This is a genomic window from Halomonas sp., assembly GCF_034520545.1.
In the GTDB taxonomy this organism is placed as follows: Bacteria; Pseudomonadota; Gammaproteobacteria; order Pseudomonadales; family Halomonadaceae; genus Halomonas.
This window is the reverse complement of record NZ_JAXHNN010000003.1, coordinates 102,409-125,163: the sequence shown is the minus strand read 5'-3', so window position 1 is coordinate 125,163 and position 22,755 is coordinate 102,409. Positions and strand designations below refer to the sequence as shown.

21 protein-coding genes, 1 tRNA gene and 1 pseudogene are annotated in these 22,755 nt (G+C 63.3%); 11 read left to right on the top strand and 12 right to left on the bottom strand.

Going from position 1 to position 22,755, the window contains the following annotated elements:
* Positions 1-5: 5 nt before the first annotated feature.
* From U5L98_RS02575 to U5L98_RS02565, 3 genes are read right to left on the bottom strand one after another with little or no spacing between them, the layout of a single operon-like run.
* Complete coding sequence (locus tag U5L98_RS02575) at positions 6-743, bottom strand: succinate dehydrogenase/fumarate reductase iron-sulfur subunit (RefSeq protein ID WP_322556783.1); 738 nt, start codon at positions 741-743, stop codon at positions 6-8.
* Positions 740-1,306, bottom strand: coding sequence for a hypothetical protein (locus U5L98_RS02570; RefSeq protein WP_322556782.1), 567 nt, complete (start codon positions 1,304-1,306; stop codon positions 740-742). The genes U5L98_RS02575 and U5L98_RS02570 overlap by 4 nt, the downstream gene beginning before the upstream one ends.
* The gene (locus U5L98_RS02565; RefSeq protein WP_322556781.1) at positions 1,245-2,525 is read right to left on the bottom strand and encodes an FAD-binding protein; all 1,281 of its coding nucleotides are present in this window, start codon (positions 2,523-2,525) and stop codon (positions 1,245-1,247) included. The genes U5L98_RS02570 and U5L98_RS02565 overlap by 62 nt, the downstream gene beginning before the upstream one ends.
* A 211-nt stretch (positions 2,526-2,736) precedes the next feature.
* Between U5L98_RS02565 and U5L98_RS02560 the strand changes: the two genes are divergently transcribed.
* The gene (locus U5L98_RS02560; protein ID WP_322556780.1) at positions 2,737-4,176 is read left to right on the top strand and encodes an anion permease; all 1,440 of its coding nucleotides are present in this window, start codon (positions 2,737-2,739) and stop codon (positions 4,174-4,176) included.
* Positions 4,177-4,325: 149 nt separating this feature from the next.
* Here U5L98_RS02560 and putA read toward each other — a convergent pair whose 3' ends face one another.
* Positions 4,326-7,991, bottom strand: a complete 3,666-nt coding sequence (putA, locus tag U5L98_RS02555) for a bifunctional proline dehydrogenase/L-glutamate gamma-semialdehyde dehydrogenase PutA (protein WP_322556779.1) — start codon at positions 7,989-7,991, stop codon at positions 4,326-4,328.
* A 398-nt stretch (positions 7,992-8,389) separates the two neighbouring features.
* Between putA and U5L98_RS02550 the strand changes: the two genes are divergently transcribed.
* Positions 8,390-9,190 (top strand): AraC family transcriptional regulator, encoded by an 801-nt coding sequence (locus tag U5L98_RS02550; protein ID WP_322556778.1) that lies wholly within the window; start codon positions 8,390-8,392, stop codon positions 9,188-9,190.
* A gap of 13 nt (positions 9,191-9,203) precedes the next feature.
* Here U5L98_RS02550 and U5L98_RS02545 read toward each other — a convergent pair whose 3' ends face one another.
* The 4 genes and pseudogenes from U5L98_RS02545 to U5L98_RS02530 all read right to left on the bottom strand — a co-directional run bounded on the left by U5L98_RS02545 (position 9,204) and on the right by U5L98_RS02530 (position 10,570).
* Positions 9,204-9,443, bottom strand: a complete 240-nt coding sequence (locus U5L98_RS02545; RefSeq protein ID WP_322556777.1) for a hypothetical protein — start codon at positions 9,441-9,443, stop codon at positions 9,204-9,206.
* Between the two features lie 23 nt (positions 9,444-9,466).
* Positions 9,467-9,784: pseudogene (locus U5L98_RS02540) on the bottom strand (SDR family oxidoreductase); the annotation flags it as partial.
* A gap of 145 nt (positions 9,785-9,929) precedes the next feature.
* Entirely contained in the window at positions 9,930-10,346 is a 417-nt protein-coding gene (locus tag U5L98_RS02535) for a phasin family protein (RefSeq protein WP_322556776.1), read from the bottom strand.
* Between the two features lie 147 nt (positions 10,347-10,493).
* Positions 10,494-10,570 (bottom strand) — tRNA-Arg (locus tag U5L98_RS02530).
* Between the two features lie 223 nt (positions 10,571-10,793).
* Between U5L98_RS02530 and U5L98_RS02525 the strand changes: the two genes are divergently transcribed.
* The gene (locus U5L98_RS02525; protein WP_322556775.1) at positions 10,794-11,699 is read left to right on the top strand and encodes a c-type cytochrome; all 906 of its coding nucleotides are present in this window, start codon (positions 10,794-10,796) and stop codon (positions 11,697-11,699) included.
* 67 nt (positions 11,700-11,766) lie between these two features.
* Here the strand turns inward: U5L98_RS02525 and rep are convergent, their stop codons facing one another.
* The 3 genes from rep to pyrE form a co-directional block, all read right to left on the bottom strand.
* A complete protein-coding gene (gene rep / locus U5L98_RS02520; protein WP_322556774.1) occupies positions 11,767-13,815 on the bottom strand; it encodes a DNA helicase Rep in 2,049 nt (682 codons plus the stop codon).
* Between the two features lie 62 nt (positions 13,816-13,877).
* Positions 13,878-14,351: a tRNA (uridine(34)/cytosine(34)/5-carboxymethylaminomethyluridine(34)-2'-O)-methyltransferase TrmL gene (gene trmL / locus U5L98_RS02515; protein ID WP_322556773.1), complete on the bottom strand. Its 474-nt coding sequence runs from the start codon at positions 14,349-14,351 to the stop codon at positions 13,878-13,880.
* Between the two features lie 95 nt (positions 14,352-14,446).
* On the bottom strand, positions 14,447-15,112 hold the full coding sequence (gene pyrE / locus U5L98_RS02510) for an orotate phosphoribosyltransferase (protein ID WP_322557061.1): 666 nt from the start codon (positions 15,110-15,112) through the stop codon (positions 14,447-14,449).
* 160 nt (positions 15,113-15,272) lie between these two features.
* On the opposite strand from pyrE, the gene U5L98_RS02505 reads away from it, so the two are divergent.
* Positions 15,273-16,040, top strand: a complete 768-nt coding sequence (locus U5L98_RS02505; protein ID WP_322556772.1) for an exodeoxyribonuclease III — start codon at positions 15,273-15,275, stop codon at positions 16,038-16,040.
* Between the two features lie 90 nt (positions 16,041-16,130).
* Here U5L98_RS02505 and rph read toward each other — a convergent pair whose 3' ends face one another.
* Positions 16,131-16,868: a ribonuclease PH gene (gene rph / locus U5L98_RS02500; protein ID WP_322556771.1), complete on the bottom strand. Its 738-nt coding sequence runs from the start codon at positions 16,866-16,868 to the stop codon at positions 16,131-16,133.
* A 141-nt stretch (positions 16,869-17,009) separates the two neighbouring features.
* Between rph and U5L98_RS02495 the strand changes: the two genes are divergently transcribed.
* From U5L98_RS02495 to U5L98_RS02465, 7 genes are all read left to right on the top strand, one after another.
* Positions 17,010-17,873: a YicC/YloC family endoribonuclease gene (locus U5L98_RS02495; protein WP_322556770.1), complete on the top strand. Its 864-nt coding sequence runs from the start codon at positions 17,010-17,012 to the stop codon at positions 17,871-17,873.
* Positions 17,874-17,964: 91 nt separating this feature from the next.
* Entirely contained in the window at positions 17,965-18,579 is a 615-nt protein-coding gene (gene gmk / locus U5L98_RS02490) for a guanylate kinase (RefSeq protein ID WP_322556769.1), read from the top strand.
* A gap of 130 nt (positions 18,580-18,709) precedes the next feature.
* Positions 18,710-18,973 carry a DNA-directed RNA polymerase subunit omega gene (gene rpoZ / locus U5L98_RS02485; RefSeq protein WP_151442054.1) on the top strand — a complete coding sequence of 88 codons (264 nt, stop codon included), beginning with the start codon at positions 18,710-18,712 and terminating at the stop codon, positions 18,971-18,973.
* Between the two features lie 66 nt (positions 18,974-19,039).
* On the top strand, positions 19,040-21,175 hold the full coding sequence (locus tag U5L98_RS02480; RefSeq protein WP_322556768.1) for a RelA/SpoT family protein: 2,136 nt from the start codon (positions 19,040-19,042) through the stop codon (positions 21,173-21,175).
* An 82-nt stretch (positions 21,176-21,257) separates the two neighbouring features.
* Positions 21,258-21,647, top strand: coding sequence for a RidA family protein (locus tag U5L98_RS02475; protein WP_322556767.1), 390 nt, complete (start codon positions 21,258-21,260; stop codon positions 21,645-21,647).
* Between the two features lie 17 nt (positions 21,648-21,664).
* The gene (gene thpR, locus U5L98_RS02470) at positions 21,665-22,174 is read left to right on the top strand and encodes an RNA 2',3'-cyclic phosphodiesterase (protein ID WP_322556766.1); all 510 of its coding nucleotides are present in this window, start codon (positions 21,665-21,667) and stop codon (positions 22,172-22,174) included.
* A gap of 63 nt (positions 22,175-22,237) precedes the next feature.
* A complete protein-coding gene (locus U5L98_RS02465; protein ID WP_322556765.1) occupies positions 22,238-22,753 on the top strand; it encodes an acyloxyacyl hydrolase in 516 nt (171 codons plus the stop codon).
* Positions 22,754-22,755 lie beyond the last annotated feature (2 nt).

The window sequence follows — 22,755 nt, the reverse complement described above, 5'->3', positions numbered from 1 at the left end:
GCCCCCTAACCTTTGAATATACCGATCAGCATGTCTTTCGCCGACTCGACCTTGCCCTGGTTCACCGCGGCTGCCGGGTCGACATCCTTGGGGCAGACCTCAGAGCAGAATCCCACGAAGGTACAGCTCCAGACGCCTTCTTCACGGTTCATTTGCGGCATACGCTGCTTCTTGCCCTGGTCACGGCTATCCAGGTTGTAGCGATGGGCAAGCGTAAGGGCGGCAGGCCCAAGGAATTCAGGGTTCAGGCCAAACTGCGGGCAAGCCGAGTAGCACAGGCCGCAATTGATACAGCCGGAAAATTGCTTGTACTTTTCCATCTGTGCCGGAGTCTGCTTGAAGGTCTCTGCGCCTTCCTCACTCTCATTGACGCGCCCACTGTCATTGATGAGATAGGGCTGCACCGCGGCGAGGTGATCGAGAAACAACTCCATATCGATGATCAGGTCCTTTTCCACCGGGAAGTGAGCGAGCGGCGCGATCTTCAGCGACCCTTCGTACTCTCGAAGAAAGCTCTTGCAGCCCAGCTTGGGGGTATTGTTCACCATCACGCCGCAGGAGCCGCAGATCGCCATCCGGCATGACCAGCGGTAGCTCAAGCTGCCGTCCAGTTCCTCCTTGATGTAGTTCAAGGCATCCAGAACGGAGGTACTGTCGTCGAAGGGTATGTCGAAATCCTGCCAGTAAGGGGCGTCGCCCTGCTCGGGCAGATAGCGTTGGATACTCAGCTGTTTGGTATTCATTGCTTGACTCCTTTGCCGGCATCGCCATAAGCGCGTTCAGCGGGGGCGGACAGATGAGTATCCACGTCCTGCCAGCGCAACTCGGCTGGCCCGTCAGCGTTGAAGAATACCTGGCTGTGTTTCAGGTAATTGACATCGTCCCGTTGCTGAAGACCTTCCTCGAGTCGCTTGTGGGCGCCGCGCGACTCCTTGCGCTCGAGTGCCCCCAGGCAAGTCGCCTCGGCAATATCCAGGCCGTAGCCAAGTTCGAGGCACTGCATCAGCTCGGTGTTATAGGCCTGGCTTTTGTCCTGCAGTCGAATGTTCCGATAGCGCGCCTGCAGATCGTGAATCGTCTGCAGGGTGGCCTGCATCCCCTCACCTTCTCGATAGATCCCGCAGCCGGTCTCCATCGTCAGCACTAGCTCACGCTTGAGCTCGACCCAGTTTTCTTCGCCTTCGGCGTCATAAAGCTGCGTTATTCGGGTCTTCTGAGCTTGCGCCTGTTCCTCCAGGGCACGGCTATCGACAAAGGCTACCGTTGCCGCGCGCTGGCTGAGCTTGTTCCCCCGCCAGGCGCCCAAAGACCAGTAACTCGGAGAGAGAATTCGAGCCCAGCCGGTTGGCGCCGTGAAGCCCCACGGAGGCGCACTCACCCGCGGCATACAACCCCTTGATGCGAGTCTCGCAATTGGCGTCGGTTTCTATCCCCCCCATGGTGTAATGCACCGCCGGGCGAATCGGGATGAGCTCGTTCACCGGGTCGACATTGATGAAGACATTGGCCAGTTCGCAGATGAAGGGCAGGCGCTCATACAGGTAATCCTTGCCTAGATGGCGCAGGTCCAGATAGACCACGTCACTATCGCCGAACTTGCCGGTCCGCCCTGCCTGCTGTTCCTGCCAGAAGGCCTGGGATAACTTGTCGCGCGGCCCCAGTTCCATGTACTTGTTCTGCGGCTCGCCCAGCGGCGTCTCCGGGCCGAGTCCGTAATCCTGCAGATAGCGGTAGCCGTCCTTGTTCACCAAGATGCCGCCCTCACCACGGCAGGCCTCGGTAATCAGCACGCCAGAACCCGGCAGCCCGGTCGGGTGGTACTGAACGAACTCCATATCACGCAGGGCAACACCATGACGAAAAGCCATGGCCATGCCATCGCCGGTGACGATGCCGGCGTTGGTATTGAAGCGAAACAGCCGTCCAGCCCCGCCTGTCGCCAGGATTACCGACTTGGCGCGTAGCAGAGTCAGTTCGCCGGTAGCGATCTGAAGCGCGATGACCCCGACCACCGCGCCGTCGACGACCGCGATATCTAGCACGAAATACTCGTCCAGGCGTTCGATTTCGGGGTACTTCAACGATGTCTGAAACAGGGTGTGCAGCATGTGGAAGCCGGTCTTGTCGGCAGCGAACCAGGTCCGCGCCGTTTTCATGCCGCCGAATCGGCGTACCTGCACCGAGCCATCCGGCTTGCGACTCCAGGGGCAACCCCAGCGCTCCATCTGCACCAGTTCCTGATGTGCGTGGCGAATGAAATAGTCGACGACACCCTGTTCCGCCAGCCAGTCACCACCGGCAACCGTATCGTCGAAGTGCGCTTGCAAGCTGTCTTCTGCACTGGTCACGGCCGCAGCGCCACCTTCCGCAGAAACGGTGTGCGATCGCATGGGATAGACCTTCGAGAGCAGCACGATGCGCTGCTGGCTATTCGCTTTCTTGGCACTCTCGGCAGCAGCGATTGCGGCACGCAAACCAGCGCCGCCTCCGCCTACGATGACGATGTCGATATCCTGTTGTTGCATGGCTCCCCCCATGATCGGCGCCGGCCGGACCTGGTCAACTGAACCCCGATCGCCACAATAATAGGCTGTCCTGAGCAGGATAAGGCTTCATCTTGAACATTAGTCAGAAAAAGCACGTAGTCTTGACCAAGGTCAACTGACGATCCCTGATGCCTGCCTATCATCACTATTTACCAGGGTTCAAACTGGAAACATTGCTATGACATCTCGAATGAAGCTGCTTGCTCCGCTTATCGTGGCCATCATCGTGGCGCTATTGCCGGTGCCCACCGGATTGCCACCTCACGCTTGGTATTTCTTCGCGATTTTTCTCGGCGTCGTCGTCGGGCTGATTTTCGAGCCATTGCCGGGGGCGGTGATTGGTCTGATCGGTGTTGCCGTGGCGGCGTTGCTGGCACCCTGGGTACTGTTTTCCCCTGAGCAACTGGCGGATCCCGGTTTCAGTTCGCCCGGGCGCGCTTTTGCCTGGGCGGTATCGGGCTTCACCAACTCGGTAGTATGGCTAATCTTCGGCGCCTTCATGTTTGCCCTCGGCTACGAGAAGACCGGGCTGGGGCGGCGGATCGCGCTGTGGCTAGTCAAGACCATGGGGCGACGTACCCTGACACTGGGGTATGCGGTGATGCTCGCCGACGCGGTGCTGGCGCCGTTTACGCCATCCAATACCGCGCGTAGCGGTGGCACCATCTACCCCGTCGTGCGCAACCTTCCTGAACTCTACGACTCCCACCCGAACGACGCGAGCAGCAAGCGTGTCGGCAGTTTCCTGATGTGGACGGCGATCGCTTCGACCTGCGTGACCAGCTCGCTGTTCTTGACGGCGCTGGCACCCAACTTGCTGGCTGTTGCCCTGACCGAAACCGCCACGGGTATCCGCATCGGCTGGGGAGAGTGGTTCATGGCCACGGCCCCGGTGGGAATCCTGCTGCTGCTGGTAACGCCACTGTTGTGCTACTGGCTATGCCCGCCGGAAGTTAAGTCGGGGACTGCGGTATCCGACTGGGCGGCCGGGGAACTTGAGAAGCTCGGTGGTCTGACCCGTAACGAAGTTATCCTGCTCTGCCTGGTGGTCACGGCATTGGCGCTGTGGATCTTTGCCAGCGCGGTGGTGTCCTCGTCGCTGGTAGGGATTCTGGCGATCTGCGTCATGCTGATACTGGGCATCCTCAAATGGGACGATATCCTCGCCAACAAGGCGGCATGGAATACCTTCTTCTGGTTTGCCACGCTTGTGGCCCTGGCCGGTGGGCTCAATCAGGTCGGATTTGTGGAGTGGTTCGGCCTCCTGGTCGGCGGTCGCATTAACCACTTCGATCCCATGATGGCGATGATCGCGCTGACCGTGATCTTCTATCTGTTGCATTACTTATTCGCCAGCGTCACTGCCCATACCACGGCTCTGCTGCCGGTGATGCTGGCCGCAGCGTCCGGCATCCCCGGTATCGACATGCAAATGTTCGTGCTCATGCTGCTGCCGACCCTGGGCATCATGGGCATTCTCACGCCGTATGCCACCGGGCCGAGCCCCGTCTACTACGGCAGTGGCTATATACCCGGCCCATTGTATTGGCGTCTCGGTGCAATTTTCGGGCTGGTGTTCCTTGTTACCTGGTTGGCAATCGGAGTGCCTTGGCTCGCGCTTATTGCTTGAACTCAGGCACAAGGCGAAGTTCGTCGAGGCGAACGAACGATTCCGGCCTCCTCAATGAAATCCTCCTCAATGAATGAAGCGCCCCCTACGCGGTAGGGGGCGCTTCACGTTATCGCCCGACAGACTCGAGCCCTAAACAGTCAACGGGTCTATTCGGCCGTCGCCAGCAGGCTGGCATTGCCACCCGCCGCCGTGGTGTCGATGCACAGATGGCGCTCCACCACGTAGCGCTCCGGCCAGATGGTCTGGGTCTCGAGCGCCACGATGGCACCGTCGCGCTTGGCGAGCGCGATGCGCAGCTCTCGGGTCCAGTCGCTGTCGCCGGCCGCGGCCACGGTTTCGATACCCTTGATCGCAGTGAGGGTATCGGCCTCGATACTACCGTCGAGCCCGGCCACCGGTGCCCCGGCATCGATCAGTGGCTTTACGGCCTGCACCGCCCCCGGAGCGACGATCAGCGCCGGAGAGCCCGCACCGAGCGCCTGAACCGCCTGGGCGACGGCGATATCCAGGGTCGGGCCCAGGCAGAGTGCCGGTCCCTTCGGATACATCGCCAGGCGGTTGCTTTCCCCCGTCGGCCCCGGCAGCGTCTGCGGCGTCATGTCCAGGGCCGCGGTCTCGGCGAGCGCCTTGCGGACCACACCGCCCTTGCCGGAGAGCGCCTTGCGCAGCACCTCGACCCGATCGCGACGCGCCGCCCAGTTGCGGGCATCCAGCCCGTCCAGGGTCGACTGGAGGTCCTTTTGTGTCACGGATTTCCCTTTCGGCGCCTCATGGCTCTCCGCGCTTGCGGTACGACGGAAACGGGAGACATAGAGCGGACCGCCGGCCTTGGGCCCAGTACCTGAAAGGCCCTCGCCGCCGAAGGGCTGGGAGCCGACGATGGCGCCAATCTGGTTGCGGTTGACGTAGACGTTACCGACGTGGATACGCTCGACGATCTGCTGTACGCGGTCGTCGATCCGGGTATGCAGGCCGAAGGTCAGCCCGTAGCCCTTGTCATTGATGGCGTCGACTACCTTGTCGATGTCCCGCGCCTTGAAGGTGGCGACGTGCAGGACCGGGCCAAAGATCTCGCGCTCCAGATCCTCGATGCCTCCGACCTCGACCACGGCCGGGGTGACGAAAGTGCCGTTCTTCGGTGCTGGCAGTTTCTTCAGCACCTTGCCGGCCTTCTCATGCGCCGCTACATAGTCGCTGATCTCGGCCTGGGCGTCGGCGTCGATCACCGGCGACACGTCGGTGTCGGTATTCCAGGGATCGCCGATGGTGAGGGCATCCATGGCGCCGTCGAGCATGTTGAGCAGCCGGTCGCGTGCCTCTTCCTGGACATACAGCATCCTGAGCGCCGAACACCGCTGACCGGCCGACTGGAAGGACGAGATCAGGATGTCACGCACCGCCTGCTCGGTCAGCGCCGTGGAGTCCACGATCATGGAGTTCAGCCCGCCGGTCTCGGCGATCAGTACCGCGTCCGGGCCTGCGTTCTGCGCCAGGGCCTTGTGGATGATCTGCGCCACCGGGGTCGAACCGGTGAAGCAGACGCCGGCGATCCGCGGGTCACTAGTCAGGGGGCCGCCTACCGTCGGCCCGTCGCCGGGCAACAGCTGCAGCGCCGCCTCGGGCAGGCCGGCCTCGCGCATCAGTTCGACGGCACGCGCGGCGATCATCGGCGTCTGCTCGGCGGGCTTGGCGAGCACCGCGTTACCCGCCACCAGCGCCGCAGCGATCTGGCCGGTGGTGATGGCCAGAGGGAAGTTCCACGGGCTGATGCAGACGAAGATGCCGCGGGCACTGCCGGGCTCTTCTGCTTCCAGCCGCTCGCCCTCGTTAGCGTAGAAGCGCAGGAAATCCACCGCCTCACGCACCTCGGCGATGCCATCGAACATCATCTTGCCGGCCTCGCGGGTGCAGATCACCGTCAGCTCGGCGATGTGTTTCTCGTAGAGATCGGCGGTGCGGCGCAGCACCTCGGCGCGCTCGGCCGCCGGTCGAGCCGACCACTCGCGGAAGCCCTCCTCGGCGGCGTCGAGAGCGGCCGCCACCTCGTCCGGGGTGGCCTCGTGCACCTTGCCGACCACACGAGAGCCATCGGCGGGAGACAAGGCATCGCGAGCCGGCCCTTTCGGTGCCGGGCTTCCCGCCAGCATGGGCCCGGCGGTCCAGGTGGTGTCGGCGAATCTCTCGCGTGCCTCCAAGAGGGGCAGGATCGAGGCGGGTTCGTTGATCCGGTAGCCGCGTGAATTCTTGCGTTCGGGCTCGAACAGCTCGCCGGGCTGGCGGATCAACGGGCTGGCGATGGCGTCGCCCAATTGCTCAAATCCGGTCACCGGGTCCTTCGAGACCTCGCTCGGGGGAATCGAGTCGTCCACCACTTGGTTCACGAACGAGGAGTTCGCGCCATTCTCCAGCAGGCGTCGCACCAGGTAGGCAAGCAGGTCACGGTGCGCACCAACCGGCGCATAGATACGACAGTGCGAGCCCTCCGACTCCTTGACGATCTGATGCAGCGATTCGCCCATGCCGTGCAAGCGCTGGAACTCGTAGCTGTCCTTGTCATTGCCCGCCATGGCGACGACGGCGGCACAGGTGTGGGCGTTGTGGGTCGCGAACTGTGGATAGATGCGGTCGCGGCGGTCGAGCAGCAGCTGCGCACAGGCCATGTAGCTGACATCGGTGTTGACCTTGCGAGTGAAGACCGGGAAGGTCTTGACCCCCATCTCCTGGGACAGCTTGATCTCGGTATCCCAGTAGGCGCCTTTGACCAGCCGCACCATGATCTTGCGGTCGAACCGCTCGGCAAGTTCGTAGAGCGTCTCGATCATCGGCGCGGCGCGGCGCCCGTAGGCCTGGACCACGACCCCGAAGCCATCCCATCCGTCGAGGCTGGGGTCTGACATCAGTTCCTCGATCACATCGAGCGAGATATCCAGCCGGTCCTGCTCCTCGGCATCGATGTTGAAACCGATGTTGGCCTTGGCCGCCTGCTGCACCAACTCCTTGGCTCGCGGCACGAGTTCCGCCATCACCGTGTCGCGATGAGTGTATTCGTAACGCGGATGCAGTGCCGAGAGCTTCACCGAGATACCGGGGCTTCCGCGCACGTCACCCTTGGCCTGCTTGGCAATCGCAGTGATCGCCTTGGCGTAGGCCTTGTGATAGCGCACTGCGTCTTCATCGGTACGCGCCGCCTCGCCGAGCATGTCGTAGGAATAGGTATAGCCCTGCTTCTCGAGCTCGCGGGCATTCTTCATGCCCTCTTCGATGGTCTGACCGAGCACGAACTGACGTCCCAGGATCTTCATCGACTGGCCGACCGCCCTACGCACCACCGGCTCGCCCATGCGGCGCACCAGGCCGCGCAGCGCCCGCGCCGGGCCCTTGGGGTCGTCATCCAGCACCTTGCCGGTCAGCATCAGCGCCCAGGTAGAAGCGTTGACCATCGACGAGGATGACTTGCCCAGGTGCGCGCCCCAGTCGGATGGCTCGATCTTGTCGTGGATCAGATCGTCGATGGTTTCCGCATCGGGCACGCGCAGCAGCGCTTCTGCCAGGCACATGAGACCGACGCCCTCGGCGGTCGAGAGCCCGTACTCGGCCAGGAAGGCCTCCATCATCGAGGGCGACTTTTCCTTGCGCACACGGTCCACGTATTTGGCGCCAATGGCGGCCACCTTCTCGCGGTCGTTCTCCGACAGCTTGATACGCTCGACGAGCCCGCGCAGTACATCTGCCTCGTCGGCATCATAGTTGTCGCGGATGCGATAGCGCAGATCTTTCACGTCACTCTGCAGATGAAGGTTTGCTTCGTTCATGGTCGATCTCTCCTCACTACCCGACACACGGCGGCGCTGCGCCAGGGGGATGTCGTCGTTATTGTCGAAGGGCCATTACATGGTTGATGCGCACCGGCCCGGGATGCGGCCAATATCTCCAGCCACAGGATGTGCGGCGGGGCGAGGGCGACTACCAGGAGCTAGGTAAGAATGGCCGCGCTCTGGGAAAAGGGTAATCTCGCCGATGGCTTGGCACACGTACGTCAGCCTAATCCTCTCAGTGTAGCGCCAGGCTGACTTGTTCAGACTCGAGCTTCATGTCAACCTCGTTTCAACGATGCTGCAAACCAGTCTATGTAGGGCACCGCACGGACTCTTGTCTCAGACTCCTGAGCCGTTGCTCGAGACTCCGCACCCTGCTTCCCCGAGGAGGGCCCATGTCCAAGACTCTGGCTCGCTGCAATCGGTTTGAACGCCGTTCGATCGAGCATTGCCACTCTCATGCCCAACTGCTGCTGGGGTGGCGCGGAGTCCTGGATCTTGAGTTCGCCCCCGGCGGAGAGCAACTCGTGCTGGGCCTGGCGGCGATCCTGCCGCCCGACGAACACCATCTTTTCCGGGGAGGCGACGACGACTGCGAGGTCCTTATCATCGATCTCGACACCGATGATCCCTGCCTGATGGCATTGGAGCAGAGCTGCACACTGCAGCTGCGCGAGTCGCTGTTCGCGACGCCCAGGACCCTCAGCCTGCCGCCCACCTTGATCCCCATGGTGGAGCTGGCCACACACCAGTTGAAGGCGGAAAAGTCCACGGCGCAGTCCGCCCTCCTCAATCATCAACTGGCCATCCTCTTCGTCAGCCAGCTGAGCGAGCTACAGGTGTTGGGCCATACGGATATCCGAGGCCAAAAGCGACTCTCCGCGACACTTCTCGATAACCTGATCGACGAGCGCCTTACGGCGCCCCCCGACAATCAACTGCTGGCCGATGCCTGCCATCTCAGCCAGAGCCAACTCCACCTGCTCTGCCTGCGCGACTTCGCCGTCACTCCGCAGCAATATGTCATGAACCGTCGTCTACTCTGGGCGCGTTTCTGGTTACGCGAAACGCATCGCCCGGTGAGTGAAATCGCCTTTGACCTGGGCTTTTCGGGGGTATCGAGCTTTTCGCGAGCCTACCGGGGCAGGATGGGATATTCACCGAGCGATGAACGTAAGAAGGTGCGAGGCAGGTGATCGAAGACGTGAGTCAGGTAGGCGTCACGAGATGTAGGACAAGGGTGCGGGCGGTGAAGTCGAAGACGTGAGTCAGGTCGGCGTCACCGATCTCCACGCGGGTAACCGACTCCAGTGCCAGCAGTGGCCCACCGCCCCAGGTGCGGCACATCTGGCAGTGACAGGCACCGATGTTCTGCTTGCCGGCGGCCACGCCCAATCTTACGGCGCCGCACAGGCAACTGCCGCGAGCCGTCATGGTATCGTCAGGCATCTCACCCCTCCCCTTGGTATGGCTCAGTCCGTGATGGGTGTCGGCCTCACCAGGATCTCGTTGACGTCCACATGGGCCGGCTGGCCGAGCGCGTAGAGCACGGCGTTGGCGATGTCGCGATCCTTGAGCGCATCTTGTGGCCGCTCGTCGAAGAAGGGCGTATCGACCATGCCGGGCTCGATCAGCGTCACGCGGATGCCGTTGCCGCGCAATTCCTCGCGCAGAGTGTAGCCGATACCGCTCACCGCCCATTTGGTGGCACTGTACATCGAACCGGGGATGGTCGCGCGCCCGGCCGCCGAGCCGGTGAGAAGTACATGGCCACGGCTGTGGCATAGAGCATGGTACTGGCATTGTTGCCCTTGGGACTGCCGGCGAATAACCAAGCGCCTGAGCGGGGCTTACCCCTATCGAAAACAGGCCGCCGATCAGAGATCGGCGGCCTGGAGTGTTTCGTAATTGCGGCCCGGGGCACGGGCCAAAGGCTTACTTGGCCTTAGGCGCTGCTTCCTTGACGGCCTTGGTGGCGGTCTCGGTAGCTTCTTTAGCGCTTTCCTGAGCCTGCTTGACATTGCTCTCGGTCAGCTTCTGGCTTTCCTCGGCGAACTCCTGCTGCAGGGCCACAACCTTCTCGGCATCGCCCTTCAGGCGCTCGGTCAGCTCGTTGGCGACCTTCTGCTGGCCTTCCATGTAGCTTTTCAGGCCTTCGGCATCCTTGACTTCCATCAGGCTGCGCAGCTGCGAAAGGTTGGTGTCGGTGTAGGCCTTGGCGGCGTCGAGCTGGGCATTGACCAGCTTCTCGGTGAAATCGACAGAGAGAGTAGCGAAGGCGCGCGCCGGTGCGAAGAACATGGAATCGAGCTGGGCGGTGTCAAACTGCTTGGGAGCAAATGCGTTAGTCATGATGGAACCTCCTGGGTTCTTGATGCTGTGGAACGGGAGATCCCCGCTCTTCTGCAGTGCACAATAGCAAGGATTTTTGTGCATTGCAACATCCGGCGCGCTCACGAAAAAAAGGGCCTACGACATCGCCGTAAGCCCTAGAATTCGTGGTGCGCCCGGCAGGATTCGAACCTGCGACCCTCGGCTTCGGAGGCCGATACTCTATCCAACTGAGCTACGGGCGCGCATGCCAGGCGGTGGGTGCCAAGCGGTCGATATCGTACCCGCCAGCCCCACTGCTGTCCAGCGGCCATCCCGCTCGCTCCAGCCATGGTATATGAACCGGGACATTTTCCAGGCGTTAGTGATGCCGGTATACTGCAGTCAGTTAATGCGCGCCATGGTGTCCACCGACTGACGTGATGCCGAGCGTGATTCCGATGACAGGACCGTCGAGAGGTGGTGAGAGTGAAATCCAGCAAGCTGATAATAGGGTGTCTGGCCACCCTGGGTCTGACCGCAGGTAGTGCCGTTGCACAGGACGACGCCGAGCGCGAGGCCATCGCGGAACGCCTGAAGCCGGTCGGGGAACTCTGTCTGCAAGGCGAGGACTGTGGCACCGCCATGGCATCCAGCAGCGGTGGCGGTGATACCTCGAGTGGTGGCGGCAGCGTGGATGGCGAAGGCATCTACAACAATGTCTGCATGGCCTGCCACGAAACGGGCGCCGCTGGAGCCCCCGTACGCGGCGACGAGGCCGCCTGGAGCGAGCGTACCGGCAAAGGCTTCGAGACTCTGTTGAGCCATTCCATCAACGGCTTCAACGCCATGCCGGCCAAGGGCGGCAACCCCAACCTCTCCGACGCGGAGATGAGAGCGGCGACCGCCTACCTCGTCGAGCCCGTGATGGACGTACCGGAACAAGGTGGCGATGAGGCGCAGGCCGAGGAAGCGGCTTCCGGCGAGGAAGAAGACCGCCTCGGCGAGGAGCAGATGGCTAGCGCCGAGCAAGATGCCGCTTCCGGCGAAGAACAAGCGGCTGCGAACGGGGATGCGGCCGCCTCCAGTGAAGAGGAAGCAGCGGCCTCAGACAAGGAAGACGCCGCCTCGGGCGATGAGCCGGCTCATGCAGGTATCGATGGCGAGGCGATCTACAACCAGATCTGCATGGCCTGCCACAACACAGGGGCTGCCGGTGCGCCGGTGCGCGGCAATGCCGATCAGTGGGCGGACCGCATGTCGAAGGGCATGGAGACTCTCTATGACCACTCGATCAACGGCTTCAATGCCATGCCGGCCAAGGGTGGCAACCCCAACCTCTCCGATGATGAGGTGAAGGCAGCCACCGACTACCTGGTCGAGCCGGTGAAGTAAGTTCCCGCCAGCGGGAAAGCAAGCGGGGCGCCTCAGGGCGCCCCGCTTGCGTCTGGGCAGGAAGCCGTCAGCCGAGTAAGGAACGCAGCCCGGCAATGGCGTCCTTCCCGCGCGCCTGCTTTTTCTCGGGGTCTTCCCGATCGGCGCGACCCTCCCACTCCAGATCCCCCGCCGGCAGCTCATCGAGAAAGCGACTGGGCGTGCAGTCCATCAGCTCGCCATAGGTCTTGCGCTGGCGAGCCAGCGTCAGAGTCAGGGTGCGTCGCGCCCGGGTGATGCCCACATAGGCCAGGCGACGCTCCTCCTCCACCGTGCCCGCTTCGATGGCGTTGCGATGGGGCAACAGTTCTTCCTCCAGGCCCATCAAGTAAACGTGGGGAAACTCCAGCCCCTTGGAAGCGTGCATGGTCAACAGCTGTATGCGGTCGGAGTCGTCCTCCTCGGCCTGCTGCTCGAGAATGTCGCGCAGCACCAGCCGTGAGATGGCCGACTCCACGTCATCGGTCTCGGTCTCTGTGCTCGCCGTGTCCTCGGGATCACGGTTCATGGACTTCTCCAGCTGGTCGACCAGTACCCAGACGTTGGCCATGCGCCGCTCGGCGATGGTCGGCGCGCTGGCGTTCTGGTAGAGCCAGGCCTCGTAATCCATCTCGTGGAGCATGCCGCGGATGGCCTCGATGGCATCACCTTGGTCCATGCGCCGTCGCACGCCGTCGATGAAATGGGTAAATCTCCCCAGCCGCTCGACCGCTCTGACTGGCAACTGCTGCTCCAGCCCCAGCTCGTGGCAGGCGGCGAACAGCGAGGTACCTCGCTCGTTGGCATAGTTAGCGAGCTTCTCCAGGGTGCCGGGGCCGATCTCGCGGCGCGGCACATTGACGATGCGCAGGAAGGCATTATCGTCGGCCGGGTTGATCAGCAGCCGCAGGTAGGCCATGGCATCCTTGATCTCGTTGCGCGAGAAGAAGGAGGTGCCCCCGGAGAGCTTGTAGGGAATCTGGTAGTGCTGCAGCTTGAGCTCCAGCAGCCGGGCCTGGAAATTACCGCGATAGAGCACAGCGAAATCGCGCCATTCGGCCCTCTCCTTGATGCGCCGGGTGAGGATCTCGCTGGCCACGCGCTCGGCCTCGGCCTCCTCGTGGCGGTTGACCACCACGCGAATCGCCGCGCCCTCGCCCATCTCCGACCAAAGGGTCTTGTCGTAGACGTGGGGATTGTTGGCGATCAGCGCATTGGCGGTGCGCAGGATGGTGCCGGTGGAGCGGTAGTTCTGCTCCAGCTTGATCACCTTGAGGCGCGGGAAGTCCTCGCCCAGGGTCACCAGGTTCTCGGGGCGCGCCCCGCGCCAGGCGTAGATCGACTGGTCGTCGTCGCCCACCACGGTGAAGGTCGACCGCTCGCCCATCAACAGCCGGACCAGCAGATACTGGCTAATGTTGGTGTCCTGGTACTCGTCCACCAGCATGTAGTGAATCTTGCGACGCCAGCGGGCCAGTGCCTCGGAATCGTCGCGCAGCAGCACCACCGGCAGCAGGATCAGGTCGTCGAAGTCCACGGCGTTGTAGGCCTTGAGGTGGCGCACATAGGCTTCATAGACCCGAGCGGCATACTGCTCGTCGTCGTCCACGGCATGCGAGAGGGCCTGGCCGGGCAGCACCAGGTCGTTCTTCCACTGGGAGATCTGGTGTTGCACGGCGTTTATCTGGTCGGCATCGACCTGGGCGTCCTTGTTCATCAGGTCACGCAGCAGCGCCTTGGCATCCTCCGGATCGAACAGTGAGAAACCCGGCCGGTAGCCCAGCGCCTTGAGCTCGCTGCGGATGATGTTGAGCCCCAGGGTATGGAAGGTGGACACGGTCAGGCCGTGTCCTTCCTTGCCCTTGAGCATGCTCCCCACGCGCTCCTTCATTTCCCGGGCGGCCTTGTTGGTGAAGGTCACCGCGGCGATGCGCCGGGCACTCATGCCGCACTCCTGCACCAGGTAGGCAATCTTGGTGGTGATCACGCTGGTCTTGCCGGAACCGGCACCGGCCAGCACCAGGCAGGGGCCGTCGATGTAGCGTACGGCCTCTTGCTGACGCGGGTTCAAGCTGGCCAGGCGCTGCTGGATGGACATAGGGTCAGCTCCTCCGCATTCGCGCAGCAAGCTGCGCTCCTACAAGTGATAAAAAACAGGGTTCAAGACAGCTTAACCGCACCGACGAAGCCCAGTTGGCGCCAGGCTTCAAAGACCACAGCCGCACAGGCGTTGGAGAGGTTCAGGCTGCGGCTGTCGGGGCGCATGGGTATGCGCAGCCGCTGCTCCTCGGGCAGAGCATCGAGCATCGCCTGGGGCAGGCCGCGGGTCTCGGGGCCGAATACCAGGGCATCACCCTCGCGGTAGGCGGGCTCATGATAGCCAGTCCGGCCCCGCGTCGAGAACGCAAACACCCGGGCCGGTGCCACCTCGGCCAGAAAGCTCGCCCAGTCGGTATGGACCCTGACCCGCGCCCACTCGTGATAGTCGAGTCCGGCGCGCCGCAGGCGCTTGTCATCCAGCACGAAGCCCAGCGGCTCGATCAAATGCAGCCGGAACCCGGTGTTCGCGCAGAGGCGGATCAGGTTGCCGGTGTTAGGGGGAATCTCGGGTTGGTAGAGCACCACATCGAGCATCAACGACTCCTGATATGAAGGGCTCACAACGCACTCGGGCCCCGTGCGGGGCCCGAGAGACGACTGGCAAGCACCGGCAGCACGCCGCGTGACGCTCAGTCGCCTCCCTCACCGTAGCGAGCGCGATAGGTGCGGATCGCCTCGGCATGGGGCCGCATCACCTCGCCGGTATGCTCTTCGAGATACTCGAGCACCAGGTCCAGGGTGACAATGCTGACCACCGGCATCCCATAGGCAGACTCGACCTGCTGGATGGCGCTGCGCGGATCGCTGTCGTCACCACCACGCTCCTGACGGTCCAGGGCGATCAGCACTCCGGCCGCTCGGGCACCCGCGGCCTCGATCAGGCCCATCGCCTCGCGAATGGCGGTGCCGGCGGTGATCACGTCGTCGATGATCAGGACCCGCCCCTCGAGCGTGGCACCGACGATGTTGCCACCCTCGCCGTGGTCCTTGGCCTCCTTGCGGTTGAAGGCGTAAGGCAGATCACGATCATGGTGGTCGGCCAGCGCCACGGCGGTGGTAGCCGCCAGCGGGATGCCCTTGTAGGCCGGACCGAACAACACGTCGATCTCGAGGCCACTGGCCTGGATGGCACGGGCATAGAAACGCCCCAGTCGTGCCAGGGCACCACCGCTACGGAACAGGCCAGCGTTGAAGAAGTAGGGGCTGACCCGGCCGGACTTCAGGGTGAATTCGCCGAAACTCAACACGCCCTGTTCGATGGCAAACTCGATAAACTCCCGCTGGTAGTCTTGCATGCGCTGCTCGCCCGGCTGGTCCGCCACAGGGCCTCCTCTTCACGGTCAAGGACCCATTATTTCTCGATCAAGGGCCTATATCACGCCTATCGACCGGGGCCATTTACCCAAACGTCGAAACGTCGGGTATCATACATGCGCGACGCAAAAGGGACCATGTATGAAAATCGCCACCATCAATGTGAACGGCATCCGCGAGGCCGTAGGTCGAGGCTTCCTCGACTGGCTGGCCGGCCAAGACGCCGATGTCGTCTGCGTTCAAAATATCAAGGCCAAGAGCTTCGAGCTGGACGACAGCATCCTCTACCCGGAGGGCTACGAGGGCTATTTCCTCGATGCCGAGCAGGACGGCTTCTCTGGGGTAGGCCTTTACTGCCGCAAGATCCCCAAGGCGATCATGTACGGGTTGGGGTTTCCCCAGTGCGATCACGAGGCACGTTTCCTGCAGGCCGACTATGACCGCTTCAGCATCGCCAGCTTCCTGATGCCCGACGGCAGCGACGTTGCCGCCAAGCAGGCCTTCATGGCTCAGTATCAGGAATACCTGTCGAAGATGGCCCGCAAGCGCCGCGAGTACATCATCTGTGGTACCTGGCACATCGCCCACAAGACCCTCGACCTGGAGAACTGGGCCGACAACCAGACCACGCCCGGCTTCAAGCCCGAGGAGCGCGCCTGGATGGACCAGGTGTTCGGTCCCACCGGCTTCATCGACACCTTTCGCGAGATCAACCGCGATGCCGGCGAGTACACCTGGTGGCCCAAGCTCGACCAGGAAGTGCCGCGCTCCCGCCAGGAAGGCTGGCGCATCGACTATCAGGTGGTGGGCCCCGAGTTCCGCCGCCATGTGGTGGACGCCTGGATCGACTACGATGCCACCTTCTCGGAGTTTGCCCCGCTGATCGTCGAGTATGATCTGACGCTCTGAGCCCGCTCCCTTCGTCGCCGTTCTGGTCCGCCGGAACGCACAGTGCCGGCCACATAGGCCGGCACTGTGCGTTAGGGGGAATGGACAGGATCAGCGAGGCATGCCCAACGCCTCGCGCTGGTGCTCGAACAGCTCGTTGCCGGCCTTCTCGGCCAGGTCGAGCATGGCGTCGAGCTGGGCACGGCTGAAGGTGCCAGCCTCGGCGGTGCCCTGCACCTCGATCAGCCCGCCTTCCTCGGCCATCACCACGTTCATGTCGGTATCGGCGCTGGAGTCCTCGGGGTAGTCCAGGTCGACCACCGGCAGCCCCTTGAACAGCCCCACCGAGACCGAGCTCACCAGCTGATGGAAGGGGTCACCCTTGATCAGCTTTTCGCGCTGCAGGTGACGAATGGCATCGATCAGCGCCACGCAGCCGCCGGTGATGGAGGCTGTGCGGGTGCCGCCATCGGCCTGGATGACGTCACAATCCACGGTGATGGTGAATTCGCCGAGCTTCTTGAGGTTCACCGCCGCCCGCAGCGAGCGACCGATCAGCCGCTGGATCTCCAGGGTACGGCCGCCCTGCTTGCCGCGGGTCGCCTCGCGGCTGCCCCGGGTGTGGGTGGCCCTGGGCAGCATGCCGTATTCTGCGGTCACCCAACCCTGCTTCTTGCCACGCAGCCAGCGCGGCACGCCAACCTCGACGCTGGCGTTGCACAGGACCTTGGTGTCGCCGAACTCCACCAGCACCGAGCCCTCTGCGTGGCGGGTATAGTCGCGGGTGAGACGAATCTCGCGAGACTGGTCGGGGGCGCGTCCGCTTGGACGCCGGATCTCCGAAGACATGGCACCTCTCTTGAATCGGGATGGTGACGAGACGTCACGTGATGGAAGAGGACCATTCTACACGCTCTGATCTACACGGTCTGGGCGGGGAATCGGTTACACTGCCCGGCCCACAGAGATCACGGCGCATCGGGAGGCACCATGGCCCACAGCATGACCGCCTTTTCACGCCAGGATAGCGACACCGCCGCCGGCACCCTGCAGATCGAGCTGCGCTCGGTGAATCAGCGCTACCTCGAACCCCACTTCCGCCTGCCGGAAGCGCTGCGCGACCTGGAGCCGTTGTTCCGCGAGGCTCTGCGCAATCGCCTGGCCCGCGGCAAGCTCGAATGCACGTTGCGCTTCGAGCCCGCCGGCAACGAGGCTGCACTGACCGTCGACCGCCGTCGCCTGGCGGCGCTGGCCACGGCCCTGGGAGAGATTCGCGAAAGCGTGCCGGAGGCCGCCATGCCCGATGCCCTTAGCCTCCTCGACCACCCCGGCGTGCTGGACCGCCGCGGTCCCGACATGGAAGCCGTCAAGCAGGAGGCGCTGGCGCTGTTTCAGGCCGCCCTCGCCGACCTGGTCGCCGGCCGTGCCCGGGAGGGAGATAAGCTCGCTGCACTGATCCGCGAACGGCTGACCGCAGTGAACGCCCAGGTGGCCGAGGTGCGCCGGCTGATGCCGCATATCCTCGAACGCCAGCGGGTCCAGCTGTTGGAGCGGCTGGAAGCGATGCGTGCCGAACTGGAGCCCCAGCGGCTGGAGGCCGAGTTGGTGCTGCTCGCTCAGAAGGCCGACGTCGACGAGGAGCTCGACCGCCTGGCCACTCACGTTGCCGAAGTGGAGCGCCAGCTCGACCAGCCGGGCCCGGTGGGGCGCCGCCTGGACTTCCTGATGCAGGAACTCAACCGCGAAGCCAACACCCTCTCGTCCAAGTCGGTGGTGGCGGCCACCACCCGCTGTGCCGTGGAACTCAAGGTGCTGATCGAACAGATGCGCGAGCAGATCCAGAACATCGAATAGGCCTCCGCTACAGGCCGGCCGCCATTCTGTGCGATAATCCGCCCTCTCTGCAGCCGCTCACCATCCGTTGTAATGTCAGGGACCCCCGCTCATGGCCCAAGGTACGCTCTTCATCGTTTCCGCCCCTTCCGGCGCCGGCAAGACCAGCCTGGTGCGCGAGCTGGTCGAGAGTCTAGACGGCATCCAGGTCTCGGTCTCCCACACCACCCGGGAGCGCCGCGAAGGTGAGGTGAACGGCGTCAACTACCATTTCGTGGACGTGCCGGCCTTCGAGGCGATGATCGAGCACGGCGATTTCTTCGAATATGCCCGGGTCTTCGACAATTACTACGGCACTTCGCGCCACAGCGTAGAGGCGATGCTCGCCGCCGGCCAGGACGTGATCCTGGAGATCGACTGGCAAGGTGCTCGCCAGGTTCGTCAGCAGCTGCCCGATGCTGTCTCGGTGTTCATCCTGCCCCCCTCCCGGGAGGAGCTGGAGCGCCGACTGGCCAGCCGTGGCACCGACGAGCATGCGGTGATCGCCCGACGCATGCGCGATGCGGTGGACGAGATGTCCCACCACGACGAGTACGACTACCTGGTGATCAACGACGACTTCACCACCGCGCTGCGCGAGCTGCAGTCGCTGGTCATTGCTCGTCGTCTGACCTGCGACCGGGTAAGCGAGCATCACGCCCCGCTGCTCACGGCGCTCTTGGCCTAACTCCAGCCGCGGCGCTTGTCAGGGTAACCGGGCGTCGAGTAATCTATCTGGTCTACTCATTGGTGGAATTCCCGGGGCGCTCCCACGTCAACCGGGGTTTTGCCCGTCAGCATTATTCAGGAAGGCATCCATGGCACGTGTCACCGTCGAAGATTGTCTGGAAAACGTCGAAAACCGCTTCAAGCTGGTGATGATCTCCACTCACCGTGCTCGCCAGCTGGCCCGCGGCTCCCGCGATGCCCTCTTGCCCTGGGAGAACGACAAGCCCACGGTCATGGCCTTGCGCGAGATCGCCGACGGATTGGTGGACGTCAGCGTGCTCGACGAACCGATAGAGGCCGCGCCGGTACGCGTGCGGCCCGAGTTCGAGCCGGGCACCCACGTCGAGGAGTGATCCTGCCCCTCCCGACGCAGGAGCGCTTTCCCTCGGAGCCATCACGCAGCAGTCAGGGCGCGCCGCATGTTCACCATCGATGACCTGGCCGACCGACTCGGCGGCTACCTTCCCCAGGACGAGATCCAACAGGTCAAGCGCGCCTTCTACTATGCCGAGCAGGCCCATGATGGTCAGCGCCGTCGTTCCGGCGAGCCGTATGTCACGCATCCCCTGGCGGTGGCCAACATCCTGGCCAACATGCACATGGACCATCAGAGCCTGATGGCCGCGATGCTGCACGATGTGATCGAGGATACCGGCGTCTCCAAGACAGCCCTGGGCGAGCAGTTCGGCAAGCCCGTCGCCGAACTGGTCGACGGTGTCTCCAAGCTGACCCAGATCGCCTTCGAGGACAAGGCGGTCGCTCAGGCCGAGAACTTCCAGAAGATGGTGCTGGCGATGTCACGCGACATCCGAGTGATCATCGTCAAGCTCGCCGACCGCCTGCACAACATGCGCACCCTGGGTGCCCTGCGCCCCGAGAAGAAACGCCGCATCGCTCGCGAGACGCTGGAGATCTACGCCCGTATCGCCAGCCGGCTGGGCATCAACACCATCCGCGTCGAGCTCGAGGACCTCTCCTTCCAGGCCCTCTACCCGATGCGCGCCGAACGCATCAAGCGCGCCGTCTCCAATGCCCGGGGCCACCGTCGCTCGACGATCCGCCAGCTCCAGACCAGCCTGCAGCAGAGTCTCGACGACGAAGGCCTGCCGGGCACGGTGATCGGCCGCCAGAAACACCTGCTGTCGATATATCGCAAGATGCGCGACCAGCGGAAGTCCTTTGCCGAGATCATGGACGTGTTCGGCTTTCGAATCCTCACCGAGGACGTCGACAGCTGCTATCGCATCCTCGGGGTGGTTCACAACCTCTACAAGCCGGTACCGGGGCGCTTCAAGGACTACATCGCCATCCCCAAGGCCAACGGCTACCAGAGCCTGCACACTACCCTGTTCGGCCCTGGGGGCATGCCCATCGAGGTGCAGATTCGCACCCGCGAGATGGAGGCCCTGGCCAACAATGGCATCGCCGCACACTGGCTCTACAAGGCCGGCCAGACCGAGCACCCCATCGCCCAGGGCAGCCATGCCCGGGCACGGGCCTGGGTCAAGGGGCTGCTGGAGATGCAGCGCCACGCCGGAGATTCGCTGGAGTTCATCGAGCACGTCAAGAACGACCTCTTTCCCGATGACATCTATGTGTTCACGCCCAAGGGCGACATCATGGAGCTGCCCCAGGGCGCTACGGTGATCGACTTCGCCTACAGCGTACATACCGACATCGGCAACAGCTGCATCGCCTGTCGCATCGACCGCCACCTGGCCCCGCTCTCCACCCGCCTGGAGAGTGGCCAGACCCTGGAGATCATCACCGCTCCCGGAGCGCGACCCAACCTGGCCTGGCTCAATTTCGTGATCACTGCCAAGGCCCGTTCGGCGATCCGCCACGCCCTCAAGCATCAGCAGCATACCGAGGCGGTGCAACTCGGCCGGCGCCTGCTCAACAAGGCCTTGGCCCCCTTCGAGACCAGCCTCGAGGAGCTGCCAGAGGGCCTGCTCGACAGCCTGCTCAAGGAGCATTCACTGAAGGCAGAGGAGAGCCTGCTGGAATCCATCGGGCTGGGCACTCGGGTTGCCCATGTGGTAGCTCGCCGGTTGATTGACCTGCAACAGGGCGAGACGAGCGAACCCATGCAGCATCAGGGGCGTGCTCAGAGACCCATCGTGATCAGCGGTGCCGAAGGCATGGTGATCAAGTTTGCCCGCTGCTGCCGTCCACTGCCCGGCGACCCGGTAGTCGGCCACCTGTCGACGGGCAAGGGCATCGTGGTTCACCGCACCGAATGCCGCAATCTGGGCGAACTCAAGAACGACCCGGACAAGCTTTTCGCCCTGGAGTGGTCCGACGACATCGAGGAGGACTTCCCTGCCGCCCTGCGCCTGGAGATGGAGACCCGTCGCGGCCTGGTGGCGGAGCTCGCCGCCCTGGTCACCGATGCCGGCGCCAACATCGAGCGCATCGGCATCGAGGAGCGCGACGCGCGGCTGTCGATCGTCAATCTCGTCCTCTCGGTACGCAACCGCGTGCACCTGGCACGCATCATCAAGCGCCTGCGCAACCTCGCCAACGTAGGCCGCATCACTCGCCTCGGCAACTGAGTCCTTTCCGCTCGCTGGCCCCATGAAACGGTTGGCGGGCTGTTTTCCCATTTCGAGAAGCTGGACCGCAAGGAGAACCACCATGAGCAACAAGGCCGTTATCAACACCGACCAGGCTCCCGCCGCCATCGGCCCCTATTCCCAGGCCATCAAGGCCGGCAACACCGTGTATCTTTCCGGGCAGATCCCGCTGGACCCGGCCACCATGGTGATCGTTTCCGACGACATCGAGGCCCAGGCGCGCCAGGTCTTCACCAATCTCAGGGCCGTCTGCGAGGAGGCAGCTGGCACTCTGCAAGATGTGGTCAAACTGAACCTTTATCTGGTCGACCTGGAAAACTTCGCGGTGGTCAACGAGGTGATGGAGGAATTCTTCGAGAAGCCCTTTCCGGCCCGTGCTGCGGTAGGCGTCAAGGCGCTGCCCAAGGGAGCCCAGTTCGAGGCGGAGGGTATAATGGTCATCGGCGACTGAGCGGAAGGACGATCTTTTTGCGTTTATTCCTGGCGCTGGAGCCGCCTGATTCACTGCGCAAGCGGCTGGGGGAACTGGCCGATCTCGCCCAGGCCCACTGCGGTGGGCGACGCATGCCGGATGCAAGCCTGCACCTGACGCTGGCCTTCCTCGGCGAAGTCGAGGAGGAGCGAGCCGACGAGCTGTTCCAATGGGTCGTTGACATGACGGTACCTCCGGGCGAGTGGCGACTCGATTCCTGGGGCACCTTCCGTCGCCCCGGCATCGTCTGGGTAGGTGGCCGCTCGCCGGCGCTGGAGCAGCTCCATGCATCAGTGTGGGATAAGCTGGCGTCGTTCGGTTTCAGCGACAGGCCAGGGCACTTCGTGCCTCACATCACCCTGCTGCGCCGAGCCCGCCGACTGGAGACCCAGGACCTGTCCGAGATCGACCTGACCTGGCCCTACCGGCGGCTTTCGCTGGTGCGCTCCTTCACGGAGAATGACGGAGCCCGCTACGAGACCCTGGCCCGATCCCGAAACCACTAATTCCTAGCCACCGCGCCGGAACCCTACCGCCATCTTGGCCCTATTCATCTGGAAGAACATCTCATGACATCACGACGCCATCTAGCTGCCATCATGACCGCTGCGGCCCTGTTTTCCAGCGGCTCGGCACAGGCCGTCAATTGGGCCCTTGAAGCAGGTGCCACAAGCGAAGATACCGCAGCACTCGGCGTGATGGTGCATAACGACGAGTCACTGCTGTCGGACTGGCTCTCGGGAGCCTGGCGCCTGGGCCTTTCCACCGGCGTGCAGCTTTACGAGGGTGACCGCGAATCCGACAATGCCGCCTGGATAGTGAGACCTGCACTGCGCTACACCGCTCAGGGCGGAATACCCTGGTTCGCCGAGGCTGGCATCGGCGCGGCCCTATTTCTGGATACCCGCCTCGAGTCGCGGGACCTTGGCAGCGCTTTCCAATTCGAAGACCGACTGGCGCTAGGCATGCCCCTCGGGTCGGGCGAGCTCAGACTTAGTGTCAGGCACTATTCCAATGCCGACATCAAGCTCCCCAATGAGGGCTTCGAGGTTCTGTCACTGGGGTATCGCCTGGGCAGTTTCTGAGC

Coding starts and splice junctions, on each gene's coding strand:
- putA (WP_322556779.1), bottom strand. CDS start 7,991: ATGAACGAAGCAAACCTTCATCTGCAGAGTGACGTGAAAGATCTGCGC.
- trmL (WP_322556773.1), bottom strand. CDS start 14,351: ATGCTCGATGTGGTGCTCTACCAACCCGAGATTCCCCCTAACACCGGC.
- U5L98_RS02545 (WP_322556777.1), bottom strand. CDS start 9,443: ATGCCTGACGATACCATGACGGCTCGCGGCAGTTGCCTGTGCGGCGCC.
- U5L98_RS02560 (WP_322556780.1), top strand. CDS start 2,737: ATGAAGCTGCTTGCTCCGCTTATCGTGGCCATCATCGTGGCGCTATTG.
- U5L98_RS02495 (WP_322556770.1), top strand. CDS start 17,010: ATGGCCCACAGCATGACCGCCTTTTCACGCCAGGATAGCGACACCGCC.
- U5L98_RS02465 (WP_322556765.1), top strand. CDS start 22,238: ATGACATCACGACGCCATCTAGCTGCCATCATGACCGCTGCGGCCCTG.
- pyrE (WP_322557061.1), bottom strand. CDS start 15,112: ATGCAAGACTACCAGCGGGAGTTTATCGAGTTTGCCATCGAACAGGGC.
- rep (WP_322556774.1), bottom strand. CDS start 13,815: ATGTCCATCCAGCAGCGCCTGGCCAGCTTGAACCCGCGTCAGCAAGAG.
- rph (WP_322556771.1), bottom strand. CDS start 16,868: ATGTCTTCGGAGATCCGGCGTCCAAGCGGACGCGCCCCCGACCAGTCT.
- U5L98_RS02565 (WP_322556781.1), bottom strand. CDS start 2,525: ATGCAACAACAGGATATCGACATCGTCATCGTAGGCGGAGGCGGCGCT.
- U5L98_RS02480 (WP_322556768.1), top strand. CDS start 19,040: ATGTTCACCATCGATGACCTGGCCGACCGACTCGGCGGCTACCTTCCC.
- U5L98_RS02575 (WP_322556783.1), bottom strand. CDS start 743: ATGAATACCAAACAGCTGAGTATCCAACGCTATCTGCCCGAGCAGGGC.
- U5L98_RS02505 (WP_322556772.1), top strand. CDS start 15,273: ATGAAAATCGCCACCATCAATGTGAACGGCATCCGCGAGGCCGTAGGT.
- U5L98_RS02550 (WP_322556778.1), top strand. CDS start 8,390: ATGTCCAAGACTCTGGCTCGCTGCAATCGGTTTGAACGCCGTTCGATC.
- U5L98_RS02535 (WP_322556776.1), bottom strand. CDS start 10,346: ATGACTAACGCATTTGCTCCCAAGCAGTTTGACACCGCCCAGCTCGAT.
- rpoZ (WP_151442054.1), top strand. CDS start 18,710: ATGGCACGTGTCACCGTCGAAGATTGTCTGGAAAACGTCGAAAACCGC.
- U5L98_RS02475 (WP_322556767.1), top strand. CDS start 21,258: ATGAGCAACAAGGCCGTTATCAACACCGACCAGGCTCCCGCCGCCATC.
- gmk (WP_322556769.1), top strand. CDS start 17,965: ATGGCCCAAGGTACGCTCTTCATCGTTTCCGCCCCTTCCGGCGCCGGC.